General features: G+C 68.9%; 11 protein-coding genes and 1 tRNA gene. 1 reads left to right on the forward strand and 11 read right to left on the reverse strand.

The features are described 5' to 3' along the window. Positions 1 to 311: 311 nt before the first annotated feature. The 6 genes from KA383_15015 to KA383_15040 all read right to left on the reverse strand — a co-directional run bounded on the left by KA383_15015 (position 312) and on the right by KA383_15040 (position 9,034). Positions 312 to 2,279 carry a hypothetical protein gene (locus KA383_15015; protein ID MBP7747427.1) on the reverse strand — a complete coding sequence of 656 codons (1,968 nt, stop codon included), beginning with the start codon at positions 2,277 to 2,279 and terminating at the stop codon, positions 312 to 314. 384 nt (positions 2,280 to 2,663) lie between these two features. After that, positions 2,664 to 3,320, reverse strand: coding sequence for a response regulator transcription factor (locus KA383_15020; protein MBP7747428.1), 657 nt, complete (start codon positions 3,318 to 3,320; stop codon positions 2,664 to 2,666). Beyond that, positions 3,317 to 5,962 carry a cache domain-containing protein gene (locus KA383_15025; GenBank protein MBP7747429.1) on the reverse strand — a complete coding sequence of 882 codons (2,646 nt, stop codon included), beginning with the start codon at positions 5,960 to 5,962 and terminating at the stop codon, positions 3,317 to 3,319. The genes KA383_15020 and KA383_15025 overlap by 4 nt, the downstream gene beginning before the upstream one ends. 369 nt (positions 5,963 to 6,331) lie before the next feature. Beyond that, positions 6,332 to 6,404, reverse strand: a tRNA-Lys gene (locus KA383_15030). A 204-nt stretch (positions 6,405 to 6,608) separates the two neighbouring features. Beyond that, positions 6,609 to 7,361: a hypothetical protein gene (locus tag KA383_15035; protein ID MBP7747430.1), complete on the reverse strand. Its 753-nt coding sequence runs from the start codon at positions 7,359 to 7,361 to the stop codon at positions 6,609 to 6,611. Positions 7,362 to 7,555: 194 nt separating this feature from the next. Next, the gene (locus tag KA383_15040) at positions 7,556 to 9,034 is read right to left on the reverse strand and encodes a hypothetical protein (GenBank protein MBP7747431.1); all 1,479 of its coding nucleotides are present in this window, start codon (positions 9,032 to 9,034) and stop codon (positions 7,556 to 7,558) included. A gap of 688 nt (positions 9,035 to 9,722) precedes the next feature. On the opposite strand from KA383_15040, the gene KA383_15045 reads away from it, so the two are divergent. Next, positions 9,723 to 10,463 carry a hypothetical protein gene (locus tag KA383_15045; GenBank protein MBP7747432.1) on the forward strand — a complete coding sequence of 247 codons (741 nt, stop codon included), beginning with the start codon at positions 9,723 to 9,725 and terminating at the stop codon, positions 10,461 to 10,463. 24 nt (positions 10,464 to 10,487) lie between these two features. Here KA383_15045 and KA383_15050 read toward each other — a convergent pair whose 3' ends face one another. The 5 genes from KA383_15050 to KA383_15070 form a co-directional block, all read right to left on the reverse strand. Then, positions 10,488 to 12,371 (reverse strand): hypothetical protein, encoded by a 1,884-nt coding sequence (locus KA383_15050; GenBank protein ID MBP7747433.1) that lies wholly within the window; start codon positions 12,369 to 12,371, stop codon positions 10,488 to 10,490. 162 nt (positions 12,372 to 12,533) lie between these two features. Next, on the reverse strand, positions 12,534 to 14,246 hold the full coding sequence (locus KA383_15055; protein MBP7747434.1) for a hypothetical protein: 1,713 nt from the start codon (positions 14,244 to 14,246) through the stop codon (positions 12,534 to 12,536). 373 nt (positions 14,247 to 14,619) lie between these two features. Continuing rightward, positions 14,620 to 15,045, reverse strand: coding sequence for a hypothetical protein (locus tag KA383_15060; GenBank protein ID MBP7747435.1), 426 nt, complete (start codon positions 15,043 to 15,045; stop codon positions 14,620 to 14,622). A gap of 58 nt (positions 15,046 to 15,103) precedes the next feature. Continuing rightward, the gene (locus KA383_15065; protein MBP7747436.1) at positions 15,104 to 16,351 is read right to left on the reverse strand and encodes a TIGR03435 family protein; all 1,248 of its coding nucleotides are present in this window, start codon (positions 16,349 to 16,351) and stop codon (positions 15,104 to 15,106) included. 2 nt (positions 16,352 to 16,353) lie between these two features. Beyond that, a complete protein-coding gene (locus KA383_15070) occupies positions 16,354 to 17,883 on the reverse strand; it encodes a TolC family protein (protein ID MBP7747437.1) in 1,530 nt (509 codons plus the stop codon). Position 17,884 lies beyond the last annotated feature (1 nt).

The raw sequence follows: 17,884 nt of genomic DNA on the forward strand, positions 1-17,884 counted from the left end.
GTGCAACCGTGCCGCCGGGCGGGACGAGCCGCGGAATCTGCGCCCTGTCGACTTCCGCCGCCCTGCCGGGCGCGACGAATCATGGCCCAGGCAACCCCCCGTCCGAGAAAAGGCCCGCTCGGCCCGGCCGGCTGCCCGGCGTAGCACGGCAGCAGGCGGGCCGGCCCGCGCCACAAGTAAAGCGGGCGGCGCCGGCTTTCGCGCCGTGCGCCGCCCGGCAACAAGGAACGGGGCTCGGTTTCGAATTTGCTGTCAGGCGCCTGTCCAACCGGTCCGGCGCGCACGGGCGGCGAACCGGTCCCCTGCGCCGCTTAGAAGTCGCTCAGACCCGGCTCGCCGACTGGGGCAGGCACAGCCTCAGGCTGGCTCGGTGAATTCGCCGGGGCCGGTTCAGACTTTTGCGGTTTCTTGAAGTCGAAGTGGTGGCGCATCCCGGCGCGTTTCTGATTGCGGGCCGCCGAGGCTGCGGCCGACCGAGCCTGCGCCGCGGCCTGGGCCTTCGCCCCGCCGATCACGCCGGCCAGCTCGTCCACCATGCCCTTGACCGTCGTGGCCTGCGCCGAAAGCTCTTCGGCCGCCGACGCAGATTCCTCGGCTCCCGCCGCGTTCTGCTGCGTCACCTTGTCCATCTGGGATACCGCGATGTTGACCTGGTCGACACCCTGCGCCTGCTCCTGCGACGCCCGCGTGATCCCGTTCACCAAATCCGCCACCTTCGTGACGTCGGCGACGATCGCGCCCAGCGACTTCGCCACCTCGCTGGCCACCGTCGTGCCCTCCCGGGCCCGACCCACCGAGTCTTCAATCAACCCGGTGACCTCCCGCGACGCCTGCGCCGCACGCTGCGCCAGGTTACGCACCTCGTCCGCCACCACCGCGAAGCCCTTGCCATGCTCGCCGGCCCGCGCCGCCTCCACCGCCGCGTTCAACGCCAGCAGGTTCGTCTGGAACGCAATCTCCTCGATCACCTTGATGATCTTGCTGATCTTGCCCGACGACTCGTTGATCCCCGCCATCGCGCTGTTCAGCTGCGTCATCGTCTGGTCGCCGTCCTGCGCCGCCGTCTTCGCCTGGTCGCTCAGCTCGTTGGCCTGCCGCGCGTTCTCGGCGTTCGTCCGCGTCATCGCCGCCATCTCTTCCAGCGCGCTGGACGTCTCCTCCAGTGACGAGGCCTGCTCGCTGGCACCCTCGGCCAGCTGCTGCGAGGCGGCCGCCACCTGCGCCGCCGCGTCGTTCACCTGGTCCGAACCCTCGTTCAGCCCGGCAATGATGCGGTTGATCGGACGGACGATGCTGCGTGTGATCAGCATGGCCAGCACCACGCCGAGGATGATCGCACCGACCGCCATGCCCAGCGTCAGGCTGTTGGTCCGGGCCGTGATGGCCGCCATGTCGTTCTTGAGGGCGGTGCTGAGCTGGTTCACGGTGTCGACGATGCCGGTGGCCGTGGCGGCCATCTCGGCACTCGCGCCCTGGTCCGCAACAATGCCATCATGGTATTTCTGACCGGCGGCCTCGTAGTCGCGGAGGCAACCCTGCAGGTTCGCCGCGAGCGACTCCAGGCCCTGCTCGCCGGAAACCGACTGCGTCCAAGTCGCCAGCCCGGTCTTCACCTGCTTCAACTGCTCCTGGAACGCCACCCATTGCGGTTCCTGGTTGGTGGCCAGCAGGTACACGGCGGACACGCGCAACAGGAGGAAAGCTTCAACGAAATCGGCGTTCAGGCTGTTGCGAATCTCATTCCAGCGCGTGATGTCTTCCAACTTCTGGCTCTGCACCGCTGCCGCGACGGCCGGGTTGATGGTATCCGCCAGGGCCTTCTCGATTTCGGCGGTCACGTTGCGACCCACCTTGCCCCACTCGGCGAAGGCCTCGTCCCGCGCGGTGCGCGCGGCCGACACCTTTTCGAATGCCGCCAGGTAGCCCGAGGCCTTCTCCAGCGCCGTGCCGACCAGGTTACGCTCCGCGGCGCTGAGGCCCGCGGCCCCCTGCAACGCGCGCAGTTCGTCGGTCAACTGCGCATAGGAGTCGCGCCAGAGGTCGGCGGCGGTCTTGGTTTCGCCGTCCGCCTTGGCAAACCCTTTCAGGGCAAAATCGCGCCGCTGCGTGGCACACTTGTTCAGCGTGTCCAGGCACGCCGCCCCGCGGGCATCCAGCGCGGCCGTGGCCGCCACGCTGCGCAGCCCCGACCAGGCCACGCCGCCGAGCACACCGGCGATGACGATCAACACGCCAAAACCCAGGGCCATCTTCTTCGACAAACTCATGTTCTTGAACATCACGGTATCCTCATGAGGCACAGGCGCAGCCAAACCACATCGCCCGACCGGCACACGCACCGCGCGATGCGCGCTCCGCGTCGAGCGCGTCCGACACTGCTGGTCCAAAGCGGCCGACACTGCGCCGCCCGCCATTACCGGCCCCGCACGCCGACCATCGCCGCAGCCACGGTCGGCGCAGGGGGCAGGCAGGCAGCGTCAACCCATTCGCCATGAGGGATATCGGGTACGGGTTGGCGGACCGTCATGGAGCGTATGCTCCATTGCGCCGCCGGATTGGACACGTTATCTGGCGTGCATCGCGTCAAGCGCACAGCGTTACGGTCGTTGAACGCCGGCAGCCCGCCGACGGCTGCGGCGCGCAACGATCAGCCGCGCCCCCGCTCAGGCTTCGACCAGCCCTTCGCGGATCGCGAAACGCGTCAGCGCCACGCGGTCGTGGATGTCCAGCTTGGCCATCATGTTCGCGCAGTGTCGATTGACCGTGCGCTCGCTGAGGTGGGTGACTTCCGCAATCTCTTTCTTCGACAGGCCGCGCGCCAGGTGACGCAGAACTTCCGTCTCGCGCTCCGTCAGCATCGTGGCCCGCGTCCGCGCTTGCTCGGCCAGTTGGACCCCGTCCGGCGCGAACACCAGGCGTGCCCGGACCACCGGCGAGAAGTACGCGCCGCTGGTCGCGACCGTCCTGATCGCGCCGAGCAATGTGGCCGCCGGTTCGGACTTGGCGACATACCCCGCCGCCCCGACGGCCAGCGCCTGCTCGATGTAGCGGTCCTGCGTGTGTCCGCTGACGAAGAGAATCCGCGCGTCCGGGCAGCGCGCGCGGAGCACGCGGGCCGCCTCGAAGGCCTGGCGGCCCGGCATGTCTACGTCCATCAGCACGACGCGCGGCTGCTTTTCGGTTGCCAGCGTCACAGCTTCGTCCGCGTGCGCCGCGCAGCCGACGATTTCCAGGTCCGGCGCCGTGCGGAGCCAAAGCGCTAGTGTTTCGCGCACCAGCGCCTGGTCGTCTACCACCAGCACGGTCGTGCGCACGCTCACGGCAGCGCTTCCTCGCGGTTCGCGGCGTCGAGCAGCGCCGTCGCCAGCCGCCCGAGTTCCGCCATCTGAAAGGGCTTGCGCAGCAGAATCGTGTCCCCGTGCAGCTCATCCTCGAGGCCTGTGTGCACCGTTCCAGTGACCACGATCGCAGGCGTCTGGTTGCCGGCCCGGCGCAGCTCGGCGAGACACTCCAGTCCGCTGCGCTTGGGGATGTCCACGTCCACGATCAGCAGCCGCACCGCCGCCCCGTACCGTCCCACCGCCTCCAGCAGCGCGGGGCCGTCACCAACCGAGCGCACCGTGTAGCCCTGGCTCCGCAGCTCCGCCACCAGAATCTCGCGGGCCAGTTGGTTGTCTTCCGCCAGCAGCACCAGCTCGCCCCGGCCGCGCGGCGGCGCGGCGGCCGCCGGTCGCGCGGCCGACGCCGCTGCGCTGGCGATGCGCGGCAGCCACACCCGGAAGGTCGTCCCCGCCCCGACGGCCGAGTCGACCGCGATCGCGCCACCATGATCCTGAACAATCCCGTGCACGATCGCGAGCCCCAGCCCGGTGCCCTGCCCGCGCTCCTTGGTCGTGAAGAACGGCTCGAAGATTCGTGACTGGATCTCAGCCGGGATGCCCGTGCCGGTGTCGCTCACGGCCAATTGGACAAACCCGTGCGCCGGGCTCATCGCCCGCAGGTCCGGCGCCACCTGCGCGGGCTCCGCCGACCCGAGCGCGATGCGCAGCGTGCCGCCCTCCGGCATCGCATCCCGCGCGTTGATCGCCAGGTTCAGGAGCACTTGCTGAATCTGCGTCGCATCGGCATTGACCCACACCGGGGCCTTGCGGTTTGTCTCGACCACCAGCTCGATCGCAGTCGGCAGCACGCGCCGCAGCAGACGCGCGGCGCCCTCCACCAAAACCCCGAGTTCCACGGGGCGTTTCTCCGTCGGCAGCTTGTGGCTGAACGTCAGCAGCGAGCGCGTCACGCCGGCGGCCTGGTCGACCGCGCGCTCCATGGCGTCCAGCGCCGGCGACGGGTCACCCCCCTCCGGCAGCGTACGTTTGAGCTGATCGATGCTGCCCAGAATCACGGTCAGCAGGTTGTTGAAGTCGTGCGCCACGCCGCCGGCGAGCTGGCCGATGGCCTCCATCTTCTGGGCCTGGTGCAGTTGCTCGCGCAGGGCAGCGTGCTCCTCCTCCGCCCGCTTGCGTTCCGTCACGTCGCGGGCCACCGAGATCAACTCGCGAATCACGCCGCAGGCCGGATCGCGGATGGCCCGCGCCACGGTCTCCAGCCAGACATACGCGCCGTCCTTGCGCCGACAGCGATAGGTGGTCACGCCGATCCCCTCCGGTCCCATGATCTGCTCGAGCGCGCGCCGCAGCGCGGGAAGGTCGTCCGGGTGCGCCACATCAAACGGCGTGCGACCGATCAGTTCGTCCGGCTCGCATCCCAGCAGCGCGCGGCACGCGGGCGAGACGTACAGCGCACTGCCGTCCGGCGCGTGCCGCGCAATCATGTCGGTGGCGTTCTCCGCCAGCAGCCGGTAGCCGGCCTCGCTTTCGCGCAGCGCCGCCTGGGCGCGTTCGCGCTCGGTAACGTCGTCCGTCACGATGACTACTTCGTGCGCGGGCAGGCGGTAGACGTAGCTCTCGGTGGACAGCGTGACCCGGCCGGCCGACCGCCGGGTGTGTGCGTGAAATTCAGGCAACCCCGTGCGCCAGACCCGCTGGAGCACCTCAAGCAGGCCACCGTCCCGGAACGCCGCGAAGACATCCAGAAAGCTCCGGTTGAGCGCGGTCGCGCGGTTGACGCCGGTCAGCTGCTCGGCGGCGTGGTTCAAATCCTTGAGGATGAAATCCGCGCCCTCGTCGGTCGCCACACCGACCACGACGCCGCTGCTCATGTTGTTGAACAGCTCGCGAAAACGTATCTCGCTGGCGCGCAGTTCTTCCGCAGCCCCGTGCCGGCGACGCTCGAACTGGTAGCTCTGCCAGATGACGAACGCGGAGAGCAGGGTCACTGCGCCGAGAATCAGCGCGGCCGCCAGGCCCAGCTTGCGCGACAGGGCCCCGATCTCCGCGGCCACGTCGTCCATGTACATGCCCGTGCCGACGATCCAGCCCCACGGCTCAAACCCCTCCACGTACGAGAGCTTGGGCGCCACCTTCCCGGGCGCGTCCTTCCACTGCCAGAGGTAGCGGACGTACCCGCTGCCGTCGCGGCGGACGATCTGGGCGAATTCATAGAACAGACGCGTGCCGCCCGGGTCGGCGTAATTGGTGAGATCCTGACCATCCAGCTCCGGCAGGTACGGATGCATGATCATGTAAGGGCGCAGGTCGGAAATCCAGAAGTAGTCCTTGCGGTCAGGGCCATAGCGGAGCCCGCGGACATGCGCGATCGCCGCCGCCTGGGCCTCGTCCAGCGTGAGCTCGCCCAGCGTGACGCGCTCGTGAAACCGGGACAGCGCGGCGTGGACCGTCTGGGTCAGGGCCCGGATCATCTCCTTCTTGCGGGCCAGCAGACCCTGCTCGAACGCCGGCAGGATGATCACGTAGATCGCGACGGAATAGAGCGCCAAGCAGAGCGCGGATGGCAGCACCACCCGCACAGCGAGCACCGTCCACAGGCGCCGAGCAGTGCGCTCGTACACTTCCGAACTCCCGACGGCCACCGCGGCGGGTCGCCGACCCGCCCGCCAACCGGGAGCATGCCAGGCTCCCGGCTGCTCAGCAGCACCGGCCAGACGTGTTCCGGACTGCGAACCTGCCCAGCTCTGCCGGCCACTTCCGCGCCAGGCGGTTGCGCGCGGCTCGCCTCCGGAGGCGCATAATATCCAGATCCGCTAGGGCCGGCCAAGCTGCACAGGCCTGCGCTCCGACCGCGGTTTCGCCACCCATTGGATCGGTCGAGTGGGCAGCCCGATCGGAGCGCGACACGCAGCCTGGGATTCCCCCTCCCACGAGCGCGCGGCGCGCCCGCAACTGCTTACCAGGAAAGATGTTAATCCGATCAGTGGCGATGAGGGTGCTGGGACTCGAACCCAGGACCCACGGCTTAAAAGGCCGTTGCTCTACCGACTGAGCTACACCCTCGCCTCGGGCATACACCTCGTAAGTCACTGCGTACGAGGGGATTATACAGGTTCATCCAAGCGGACAACGACGGACTCGTGCCGTCCACCTTCACATCCGCGCGGCGGCCAGCCGACCGCCAGCAAACCCGGATTGTACCACGGATTTTGCCGCGCGGACGAGTGCATGCGCACGGATTCAGCCGCCCGGACATTTTGCCAGCCTCTATTGCCCGGGTGGACGCACGCTGCTCCTGGCCGCCACGGCGGCGAGGGCATCCCGCACGTTGGCCTGCAGTGTCGCCACTGCCTCATGCCGCGCCTCGCGCGCGGTACGGTCACTGGCAATGTCGACGGCACCGGGCAGCACGTGCTCCTTGCGCTTGGCCTCCCCCTCGGCCGTCGCCAGGATGACACCCGAGCGTGTGTCAACCAACACCGCCTGGCAGGCCGCGTAGTGACCGACCGTGTGGCCGGGCACGCAAAAGAGGCCGACAATCGTCCAGTAGGCCATCGCGAGGTCGTTGTACCCACTCTGCGCGTCGTCGTCTTGCATGTAAACGAGCAGCACCGGTGCGTGCAGCAGCGCCGCCGCGTCGCGCAGCGATTTGAGCGTCGGCCGGCCCGGAGCAAGCAGCGTGCCGATGAACTGCACCTGGTCCACGATCGCCGGCGTCGCCTGGGTGCCGTCCGCGACCAGCCGGCGCCAGCCGGCGGCCTCGTCACCGCCCGGCACCTCGAGCGCCGGCGCGTACTCGTTGGACCGCGCAAAGCGCGCATAACCCGGCGGCGCCACGAGCCTGGCAATCGCCACCGCGGTCGGGAACGTCGGACGTGCCTCGGCCTGCAGGTACGTCTCGATGGCCTGATCCGTCAGCCCCTGCAGCTCGGGTGAGAGCGCGCTGAGCCGCACGCCCGGTTTCACGACGGCGTGATACGGCTGGGCACAGCCGCCGAGCGTACCCAATAGTGCGGCCAAGAGAGTTATGCAGAGCGATATCCATTTCGACATGACCGCACCTCAGTTCTTGAAACTCGAAATGCCGCCGCGGCCGACGCCGCCCGTTGTTCAGACCGCCGACGCGGAGGCCACGTTAGGCGCGGGCAGACTGCTACGCGAGATTCGCAGTAGCAACTGTGCCGCGGCGCCTCTTTGCCGCCGGCCGAGTCGGGTTAATTCGACGCCGGCGATGCCTGAACGTCGCGTCCCGGCGTGAAAGCCGGCGGTTCCGGCTCGATAATGAGTTGCATCCCCGGCGCTAGCGGCCGCGTCTGAGATGCTGGGAGCACGATGCCGCCGGCCTCGCCACCGCCGGTCGCCAGCAGCAGTGCAACGCCCACGGTTCGGCCCGCCGCACGCACGGTCAGCGGCGTCCCCGGCGGCGGCGCGGCGCTCGTCAAGCGGGCCGTGAACAAGGAATCGCCCCTGACCTGCTGGACAGACCCGACGACGACCGGCGGCGATGGCGGCCGCCCCACCCGCAACTCGTCGCCGACGCGGAGCTCGAACGCCGGCGTGACCTCGGACTCTGGCGGGCTGACCGCCGCGTAGCTGCGCTGCACCATCCGCACCACGGCCCGCCCGATTTCCGCTCCGTGGCGATACACCGCCAGGACATCGCCGGCCGCGAGTTGATCCGCTTCGCCGGCCGTGATGAGCGCGCCGGCGGGTGCCAGGTCGAAGACCCGCGCGACGAAGCGCCGCGCGTCGATATCCGCCTGTGTGCGAATCACGACGTCATCGCCCACGGACAGCCGCGCCGGCGCGATCCCCAGCGTGGGTGCGCTCGACGGCATGGGCGGCGTCGCCGGTGTAGTCGCCCGCGAGCTCGCACCCGCAACAGCGCCCGACTGCTCCGTGACCTCCACCGCCGTGGGCAGCAGACGGGCATACCAGAAGCGCTCGTCGCGCTGCTCCACCAGTCCATGACCGACGTACCGGCCGCCGCGATAGAACTCCACGTGCGGCTCAGGCGGGCAAGCGGCGCCGACCGGTGCCGCGATCCACACCCGCGTCCCGCTGCCCCGCTCCTCCAAAAACGCCACCGCGGAGGTGGCTTGGCCGCTGCGGCGCTGCCCAGGGCCCGGCCACAAGGCCACCACGCGGTCCGGCGCCAGCGCCGTGTCGCGCGCCAACTGCGTCACGCCGCAAAAGCACACGTCCGCCGCAACGTGGCGCACGTCAAAACTCGCGGCCGGCTGGCCGCCCACGCGCAGCCACCAGTGATCGCCGACCCGTACGCCCTGGTTCGACCCCGCACGCACCCACACGGACGCGCCGCCCGGTCCGACCGCGTCGATTTCCGCCTGCAACACGGCGGATGCGGGCCAGTGCTCGACCAGCGTGGCCAGCAGGTCGGGCGGAAGTATCCAGCCGCGCCAGCCGCGCAGGTCTCCCGGCAGCACCACCCCGGCTGGGACCGCGAAGGTCGGCCCATCCTGCGCAGCCTCGATCGAGCTCGCCACGGCCCGGGGGTGGATGTGCTCGGCAAGCACCAGCTCCGCTCCGGCCGGGAGGGTTGCATCCGCGGGCGGCCTCACGCGCACCTGTCCGGGCTGTCCGCCGGGGGTCAGCGCGACCTCGTAAGGCCGGTCCCCACCCAACACCGACGCCCCGATGAGCGGCAGTAGCAGTGCTGGAGCAATTCTCATGGAATTCGTTGCACGGGCCACCCGCGGGCCAATCTGATCGACCGTTGAACGGGCGGTATCTTATTGAAGCACAGAGTGGTCGTCGACCAGCCAGCGGCCAGCGCCGGCGCCGGCTACAAAACACCCGAGGCGGCCGACTCATCGTCGGCCGCCTCGGATGCCAGAGGAGGAGGAGAAGCGTCACTTTTGGAATGTCTTCACTCTTATTTACGCCTGAACCGGCGAAAGGTTCACGCCACACGCGCGAATTTCGCGGCGCGATAATGTCGAGCGTGCGGCGCGACGCTCAGCAGGCTGCGCAGAAGGCGCTTCCGGGAGCGGTCACAGACTGAGGTTCCCCAGGGGCGCGTCGCGGAGCCGCCGTCGCCGCGCACAAAAGGGGGTGGACATGGTCCGGTCGCCTGCGGTATAGTGCAACCGTGCGAGGCGGGACGACCGGCGCAGGGCGCGCTGGATTGCCCACGATCGCAAGTGCGGGCTCAGTGAGAGTTTGTGCCCCGGAGTCCGGGTGGGTGCAACGTCAGCCGGTCTGGCACTGCGCGGGTTAGCGCGCACGGGCTGGCACGGGTGACAGACCGCCAGAAGAGCCACCGGCCGCATCGGCATTGGGGCCGGGTCCGGACGATCGGGTCGTGAAGGCGCGGCAAAAGGGGCACCGGGGACTGGTTGCCCGCGGCTGGGAGGACGTATGACTCTGGGAATTTACAACCTGCATAACCACACGCCGTTTTCTGACGGAGCTTACACGGTCGACGAGCTCTGCCAGGCGCACCTGGACTGCAAGGCGCTGAAGGGGCACGACGTGCTGGGCATCGGCATCGCCGATCATCTGTTCTGCACGCCGTCGTCGCGCGAGGTCCACAACGAGAAGGAATTCGACCGCCTGTTCGCCAAGGAGACGCGCAACTACATCGCGATGGTCAGGGAGGCCCGGCAGCGCTGGGCCGGCCGGATGCAGATCTACTGCGGCGCCGAGATCAACTGGCCGCTGAACAAGGGGCTGGTCGACAGCGTCCGGGCCATGCTCACCGGCATCGACTACGTGCTGGTGGAGTACGTGGACTGGGCCGGGCTGACGCAGCTCGCCAACCAGGCGCGCCGCTGGCCATGCCCGGTGATCCTGGCGCACACCGACATCGCGGCGCAGTTCCCGAACACGTCGATGGACCAGGTCGTCCGCACCCTGGCGAACGCCCGTATCATCTACGAGCTGAATTCCAAGCTGCTGCCCCTCGCCAACCACGAACGCTGGTTCCGGGTGCTGCCGAATCACCGCGTCCAGGTGGCAATCGGCACCGACACCCACGACGACCTGACGTGCCTGAACGACTTGCCCGAGATGTTCAAGTTCGTGCTGAAGTTCGGGCTGGGCGAGAAGATCTTCGTCCCCACGATCCGCAGCGAGGAGCCGGTCGCGGTCGGCCAGTAGCCCCGCGCCCGCCGCGCCAGCAGATCACTCCCGGCCGTAATGCGCCCGCTTCCAGGCCCGTCGCGCCGCCTTGGCCTGCTGCTTGCGCGCACTGGCGGCGGCCAGCGCGGGCCACTCGGCCCGCCAAGCATCCGCCGCAGTGCCATAGCCCCCGTAGTACGTCTTCAGGAAACGTACGCAGTCGGTCCGCGTCACGCCCGGCAGACCGCCCAGGCTGACGTACAGCCGCGCGAGCGCCCGTTGCCGGCGGGGGCGAACACGCCAAAGCGCACGCCGGACGCCATCCAGATCGATCCACAAGAGCTTGGGCGCGTCGTGTGGCACGACCAGGATGTTGCTCGCCTTGCAGTCGCGGTGCTCGAAGCCGCGCTCGTGGAAGACCCGCACGTGCCACGCGAGCAGCTCGGCGAGCGTATTCTTGAGTTGCCGCCATTCCGCCGGCGTGCGGCGCCCGTACTCCGCGCGCAGGTGCGATTCCAGATCGACGGCACCCGGGAGCGCCTCGGTGATCAGCAGGCTGTCACGCACCAGTGGCCCCCACCGGCGTTCCAGCATGGCCAACGGCCGGGCCGTTGCGATATCGCGGTGCAAGAGCGCGTGGCCGATCGCCCAGCCGCGCCGCCCGCGCGACGGCGGCCAGAGCTGCGCGAACCAGCGCCACGCATTGCGGGCCCGCGGGCGCTTGATGATCACGGCCAGCGCCTCGCCCTCGTGCGGCAGCACGGCGCGGCACACCTGCGCGGAATGCGAGTTCTTGCACGCTGTGCTGTTGGCCGCGGAGAACCATCGCAGCGGCTGCTGCAGGCACTGACTCCACCAGCGCGGCGCGAACACCAGTTGCGACGCACGCGATTCGTCGCTCGCGTGCTTGCAGGCCGTCACGGCCACGCCACGCCAGCCGCCCGGCAGTCGCAGTCGCGTGAAGTAGCGCCCCGTCCGCGCGCTGCGCCGGTCACGCTGCGCGCCCAGCCGCCAGGCATGCCGGCGGGCCGCCGCATCCAACGCCGCCACCAGGCCGGCAAAACCCAGCCCCAGCGCGCGCCCGTGCTCGAACGCCGTTTCATATTCATTCCGCCAGCGCAGGTAGGCGCGCAGGAAGCGCAGCCGGTCCGCCACCGAGCTATTCCGCCGAAACCACTGGTTGAGCTGCGCGAGGTTGCGGACGACCGCGCCGTCGCTGAGCGGCACGTCCCGCCGCGCACTCTGCAGGTCCACGAAGACCGTGCGGTAGGTACGCGGCCCCACCGGCTGCACGAGGATGTTGGCCGCGTGCATGTCCAGGTGCTCGAACCCGGCCTGGTGCGCGCGGGCGATCATCTCGGCCAGCAGCTCGCAGAGCTGCGCCACGTCGCGCCGCCGCCGCCGGACGTCATCGTCCGACTGGAGCTGGAGCCAGAAGTCGTTGAGTGGCTGTGCCGGCTCGATCCCGGCACTGACCAGCACGGCGCACGCCCGACCGTCGCGCGCCAGCCGCTCGGCGTATGCGACCGGGCGAACCGCCGCCAGGCCGGCCCGCCGCGCAAACACGCCGCCTTCCCACTCCGCGCGGCACGCCGGCTCGCGCAGCAGGCTCCGCACCCGCTGTTGCCACGAATCGTTGAAGTAGTATTTCACATAGTACGGCGTGGCCTGCAGGACCGCGCGCCAGACTTCGCGCCGCGCGTTCTGCTTGACCCGTTGCCAGCCCTGCGCCAGGGGCTGGGCCCACGCGCCCGCCGGCACAGCCGTGAGCAGTTCCTGCACCCCGGGACTGTACGTCCAGGCGATGCCGTGGAAGTCCCCCGTGCGGCTCTCGGCGCTGGCCGCGGGTGCAAAGGCCTCCGGGGCAGCGCTCCCGGACACAGCGCCGGCGTCAGCCGTGGCGACCGCCGGTGACCAGGTTGACGGAGTGAGATTGATCGTGCCCATGCCTGCGACAGCACCGCCGGCCCCCGCCGTGCGTCTCCATTACGCCACCCAGTGCCAGGATTCTACGAGACCTCCAAATGTCTTCTCAAGTGAAGAGCATACGCGGCAGCGCCCGGGCTGAAAACCCCCTGCCCCGCCGTCCGCCCGGCCATCCGGGCTCCACTAGCGCCGGCGCCGGTATTCCTTGCCCGGCACGAGTTCGTACTCCAGCTCCGCGTGCGCGTCGTCGTACGCCTCGATCAGCCCCAGCGGCCAGTAGTCCTCCTGCACGAGCACCCGGCGAAACGCACCATCCGGAGGCAACGACCGCAGCAGCACGCTGCACGTGCCCGGCCCGAGCGTCACCGAGGTCTCCACGAGCGCAACCGGGACCTGGTTCCGCGCCACCCAGCCGTTGATGATCGACTCCACCGGCGGCGGCACGAACGCGTCGCCGGGCGTGAACGACCAGCGGTGCCGCGCCCCGTCACTGGTCAGAATCTGGCGCGTCACCGCCCCGGTCGGCTGCCCCCGTTGCTCGACCACCTGCACCGGCTCCTGCGCGATGAAAAAGTCGCCTTGCCAGCGATAGGCCCCCGCCCGGCCGTCGACGGTCCACGTCACGCGCTCCTCGCGCAACTGACCCATGCGGCGCCACAGGCCGCCTTCGTAGCCGCGCTCCGGGCGGCCCTGCGCCGCCGCGCGCTGCACGATAACGACCTCGTTGGAATTCAGTCTTTGATACACCGCCTCGCGGGCCTCGCGTCCCCACCGCGCCGTCGGGCCCGCCTGGCGCAGGTCTGCCGCCAACTGCGCCCCCGCCGCGCGGGCCACCTCCAGCTCCACCGGCCCATCGTCGACGATCTGCAGCGCCGCCGCCATCCGCCCCGCCACCCGGTCGGCCTCGGCCGCATTGGCGGCGTCGGTGAACACCAGCAACACGACCACCCGTGCCGGCGAGATTCGTACAACCCGCGCGGACGGCACCAGGATGTCGCTCTCGCCGAGGTCCGGGTGCCGCAGCGCCACAACCTGGCCGCCGGCGGCATGGGCTTCCTCGTGCAGCAGGCTCGCCGCGTCCCAGCGCAACCAGAACCGCGCCGCAAGGTCGCCCAGGAGATCCCCCGGCGTGCGGTCCGGCACCAGCCACGTGCGCAAAACCGCGATCGACCAGGCCGGCCCCTGCTCCGCCGCGGCGGAGATGAACACTCCGCGCACCTCGGGAAAGTCCGTGCCCACCACCTGCCAGCCGCGCTCGAGCGGCAGCTTCAGACCGGCGTCGGCCAGAAACTCCTCCGCCGGCCGGTTGAGCGTCGGATCGTCGATGCGCAGCGTCTGGCAGACATCGTCGAGCATCTCGACGTCGGCCGGCCGCAGGTCGACCAGCGGCTCGTATTGCACCTTGATCACGTGGCCGCGTGGCAGGCAGGTGAAGCGTGTGATCATCTCGCCGCGCAGCCGCGTGCGGCCCATGAGCATCGGCACGATCTGGTGCACCTGCACCGCGGGGTACGGACCCAGTCGCACGCGCTCCGCCTGGGCCACGGTGCCCCGGCTGCCCAGCACGTCGGCCGCCAGCAGTTGCACCACGGTCTGGAAGGTCGGGAGGCGCGTGTACTCGAACTGAATGCGGCGCTCGAACGCGCGCTGGTCACGCCGGCCGCGCCGGGCGCTGGGCAGGATGAACGCCCGCGGGTCGCGCGGATCACGCACCCAGCCGCGGGGCGGCTGGACGCGCAGCGGCGTATCACCGACGGCCTGCTCGGGCCCCAGCGCGTGCCGCGTGTGCACCTGCCACCACGCCAGACCGAGTGCACCCGCCAGCAGGCCGGCCGTGACGATCGGCAGGAGCCGTGGCCGACCCGCCTTCGCGCCGCTGTAAACCTCGAACTGCATCGGCGGGCATCATACGCGGGCGGCGACGGGGAGCAAACGGCGCGGCAGCAAGGCTGAAGGCAGAAGTGTGAGGTCAGAAGTGAGCGGGGCGAGGCCGCAAGAGAGGGCGCGGCTCCTGCCGAGCGACGGCGTGAAGCGCGAAGTCACAACTATGAAGCCAGAATTCGGAAGTCGGCGGTCCGGCGCAAGCGACGTTCGCGCCATGTTGGCACCGGCTGAAGCGCCGCAGCGCGCAGAACCCGAAGCGGCAGCGCCAGGCCAGCGCAGCGCGTGGAACCCCTGGAGCGCCTTGTGGATCGTGATCAGCGGAGCACGAAGCGACAAGGTGGAGCCGGACAAATAATGGCAACTGATGTCAACATGCGCCCACGGGCTATCGCTGTCCTCGAATCGGATAGCGCGCAAGTAGCCGCTCAAGTTCGGAGCAAAGCGCGGGCAAATACGACTGGTCGATCTCAAATCGAAAGCGGTGCTTCTGCATCATGTGGTTAGGGGTAAGATCAACTACAAGTTCGCCGTTCCCCTGCGTAAGTGACAATGACACGCTGAGGTTGGGTTCTGTGCACTCAAGTGTGGCGATTCCGTTGAGTGACGAGTGGGCCGCGCGCAGTTCGTGCAACCATTGCTCCAACTCCCCCAGATGGAGAATCGGACCTGTGGTCTCGACGACCGCCCCGTGGGCTTCACACAGTGCGCGAACCAAGAGCCAGTTACCGTCCCAGTAGTCGTCCGACGAGTCAAACTCGCGGCTAAGTACCCACACGCTCAACCCGATGATCTTGAAATCCGGTGCGCTCATGTCGGATGCCCAAGGCGCGAGCGTGGGTTCCCCGGAACCGCCTTGCGCCAACGAGACTTTACCGCCCCGGCGCCTGTTCCACCACGAGTGTCTCCACCGGGCGTTCGACCGGCGTCACTTCCAAACCCAACTGCTCGCGGACCGCGGCGAGCAGGCCGTCCGGCTTGCTCTCGTCCCAACGCAGGCTGACATCGTACCGGCCGTTCAGTTGTGTTTCGTTGAAGACTGGGCGCTGCAGAAGCTCCGCGAGCGAAGCCGCCAAGTTGCCTGGTGAGACGTTCACAAACTCCATGCTGCCCGCCCCCGATTGTGTGGCCTGGCCGCCGTCCGGGGCCGCCGCCGGCGTCAGCTTAGCAGTCGCACCCTTCGGCACTGTCAAAGCGTACGCCGCTACCGTTCGCGGCTCGCGTCGGGTGCGCAGACCAAAGGTCGCCTCGAGCGCTTGCTGCAACATCGGCCGGAGTGCGGCGTCTTGCGCGCGCGGCACGCGCACCTCGACGTCGTAGTACTCTTCCGGCACCGCGAACGCGATGTCGATCTGGTGACGCGGCCAGCCGTAGGCCGTCGAAAGCACCTGCGGCAGGTCGGCGCCTTTCATCGTCAACATCCCGGCACTGCTGCTCGTCATCCCCTCGGCCGCGCCACGGCGAATCGTGATTTCAAACAGCGGATGTGCCCCGCTTTCCTCCTCCGCACCCCTGGCGGACACCGTGTCCGACTCGTTCCCCGACTCGGGGACGCTCGGCAGCGGCTTGCCCGCGATCAGGTCATCCAGCAACCCCGCCGTCAGGCCCATTGGGTGCGTGAACCCGGCCAGCTTACCCTGCGCATCCACCAGCACCGTCAGCGGAATCCCCTCGATGCCGTACGCCGCGTGCATCGACTTGTCCGTATCCAGCCCGACCCACGCGCGGATCGCCTTGCGCTCCAAAAACGGCGCCACCTTGCTCTCCGGCTCGGCGGTGACCGCAATGAATTGCACCGGCTTGCCGGCGTATTTCTCCGCCAACTCGTTCAGGTGTGGAATTGCCGCCACACACGGCCCGCACCACGTCGCCCAAAACTCCAGCACGACCGCTTTGCCGCGCAGGGCCTCCCAGCTCGCCGTGGCGCCCTGCGGCGCCTGAAGCAGTGTCTCCAACCCCAGCGGCGGCGCCGGTGACCCGATCTGGAGGCCGCCGGCCGAAGCCCGCACGCGCGCCGCGCCCGCGGGCGACTTTTCCTTCTCCGGCGTGCGCTCACAGCCGCAGACGAACAGGAACAGCGACGCCGCCAGAAACCGGCACATGCGACGTGACTTACACACTCTCATGACTCCCGTGTTTCCACGCTGGGCGACGTCGTGGGCTGTGAGGCCGGCGCCTCCACCGCCGGCTCCGGCAGCCGGCCCGCCAGTTGCCGTTCGAGATTCGCCGCACTGATCGCCAGGTCGCGCACCGCGGCGGCATAGCCCAGTTGCGTGCGGATCAGTTCTTCCTGTGCCAGCAAGACCGTCAGGATCGACTCGCGGCCGGACTGGTACTCAGTCTCGGCGAGCCGCAGGTTTGTCGTGCGGAGCGGCAGGAGCTCGTCGCGGTATGTCCGCGCCCGGTCTTCCGCCAGCCGGCGGAGTGTCACCGCCGTGCGGACGCCTTCCATGACCCGCTGCTCCAGCTCCTCGTAGCGTTGCTGCAATTCGCGCGCACGGTACTGGGCCTTGGCCACCTGTGCCTGGTTCTGGTCAAAGATCGGCAGCGGTACTTCGAACGACGGCCCCAGCAGGAATTTGATTTCCTGGCTGCGGGCGTAGCGGCGTTGGCTCGGGCTCTCGAACTCGGGCACGGTTGGCGCGCCGTTGAGGATCGACGCTTTGATGGTGTCGGCGATGATCTTGCGTTCGGGCAGCGCCCGGCCGGCGGTGCGCTCACCCGCCACGCCGATCGCCAGACTCGGCAGGAACTTCAGCAATTGCTGCTGGTAGTCCGCAAAGGCCGACTCGCGTTCCCAGTGGGCGGCGGCGATATCGAGCCGCTGCTCCAGCGCTGCATCGATGAACGGCGTTTCATCCGTCGCGAGCGGCGTCCACGGCGCTGCGAGCATCAGCGGTGTCGGGCTCCACTCCTGCGGGGCGAGCGCCTGGCCCATGAGCCGCAGCAGGGTCGATTGCGTGGTGTGGTAATCGCTGCGGAGCTGCAGCACCTCCAATTCCGTTTCGAGATAGCGGCTGTGCAGCAGGTTCACGTCGAGTTGCGTGTTCTGCCCGGCCTGCAGGAGCACCTGCGCGATTTCGAGTGCCTCGCGGATTAGTTGCTGATTTTGCCGCTGGAGGTCAAGCGCGAGCGCCAGGTACTGGAGGCTGTAGTAGGCGTTGCGCACGTCGTTGACGAGCGCGATCGTCGTGTCGGTGATGGAGAGGATGCGCTGCCGGAGCATGGCCTGGGCGGCGCGCTTCTTGCTCGGGATCAGCCACAGGTCGGCGAAATCCTTGGCCACGCCGAAGTCGAACATGCTGCGCCCGCCGCCGGAGGGAAAGCGGAGCATGATCGAGAGCACGGGGTTGGTCAGCAGGCCGGCCTGGACGAGATCGGCCTTCGCCTGGCCGATGACGTTCAGGTCGGCGCGCAGGGCGCGGTTGTTGACGAGCGCCAGCTCGAGCGCGGTGTCGAGAGACACCACGTGCGAGTCGTCCAACTGCAGCGCGCGCACCGGGCCCTCGTCCTCCGGCCACGTCGGCTGCAGGCCGGTGGCGCGCTTCACGCCGCCTGCAGCCTGCCGCAGCTCGGCTTCGTGCTCGATGCGCGCACAGGAGGTCGAAAACAGAACCAGGATCGGGATGCACCAGCCAATGTGTCTCGACATG

This window comes from Phycisphaerae bacterium (genome assembly GCA_017999985.1).
Taxonomy (GTDB): Bacteria; Planctomycetota; Phycisphaerae; order UBA1845; family Fen-1342; genus JAGNKU01.

Excerpts from the sequence above, each read along its gene's own strand:
- KA383_15015 (MBP7747427.1), bottom strand. The coding sequence starts at position 2,279 with ATGTTCAAGAACATGAGTTTGTCGAAGAAGATGGCCCTGGGTTTTGGC.
- KA383_15040 (MBP7747431.1), bottom strand. The coding sequence starts at position 9,034 with ATGAGAATTGCTCCAGCACTGCTACTGCCGCTCATCGGGGCGTCGGTG.
- KA383_15045 (MBP7747432.1), top strand. The coding sequence starts at position 9,723 with ATGACTCTGGGAATTTACAACCTGCATAACCACACGCCGTTTTCTGAC.
- KA383_15050 (MBP7747433.1), bottom strand. The coding sequence starts at position 12,371 with ATGGGCACGATCAATCTCACTCCGTCAACCTGGTCACCGGCGGTCGCC.
- KA383_15055 (MBP7747434.1), bottom strand. The coding sequence starts at position 14,246 with ATGCAGTTCGAGGTTTACAGCGGCGCGAAGGCGGGTCGGCCACGGCTC.
- KA383_15060 (MBP7747435.1), bottom strand. The coding sequence starts at position 15,045 with ATGAGCGCACCGGATTTCAAGATCATCGGGTTGAGCGTGTGGGTACTT.
- KA383_15070 (MBP7747437.1), bottom strand. The coding sequence starts at position 17,883 with ATGTCGAGACACATTGGCTGGTGCATCCCGATCCTGGTTCTGTTTTCG.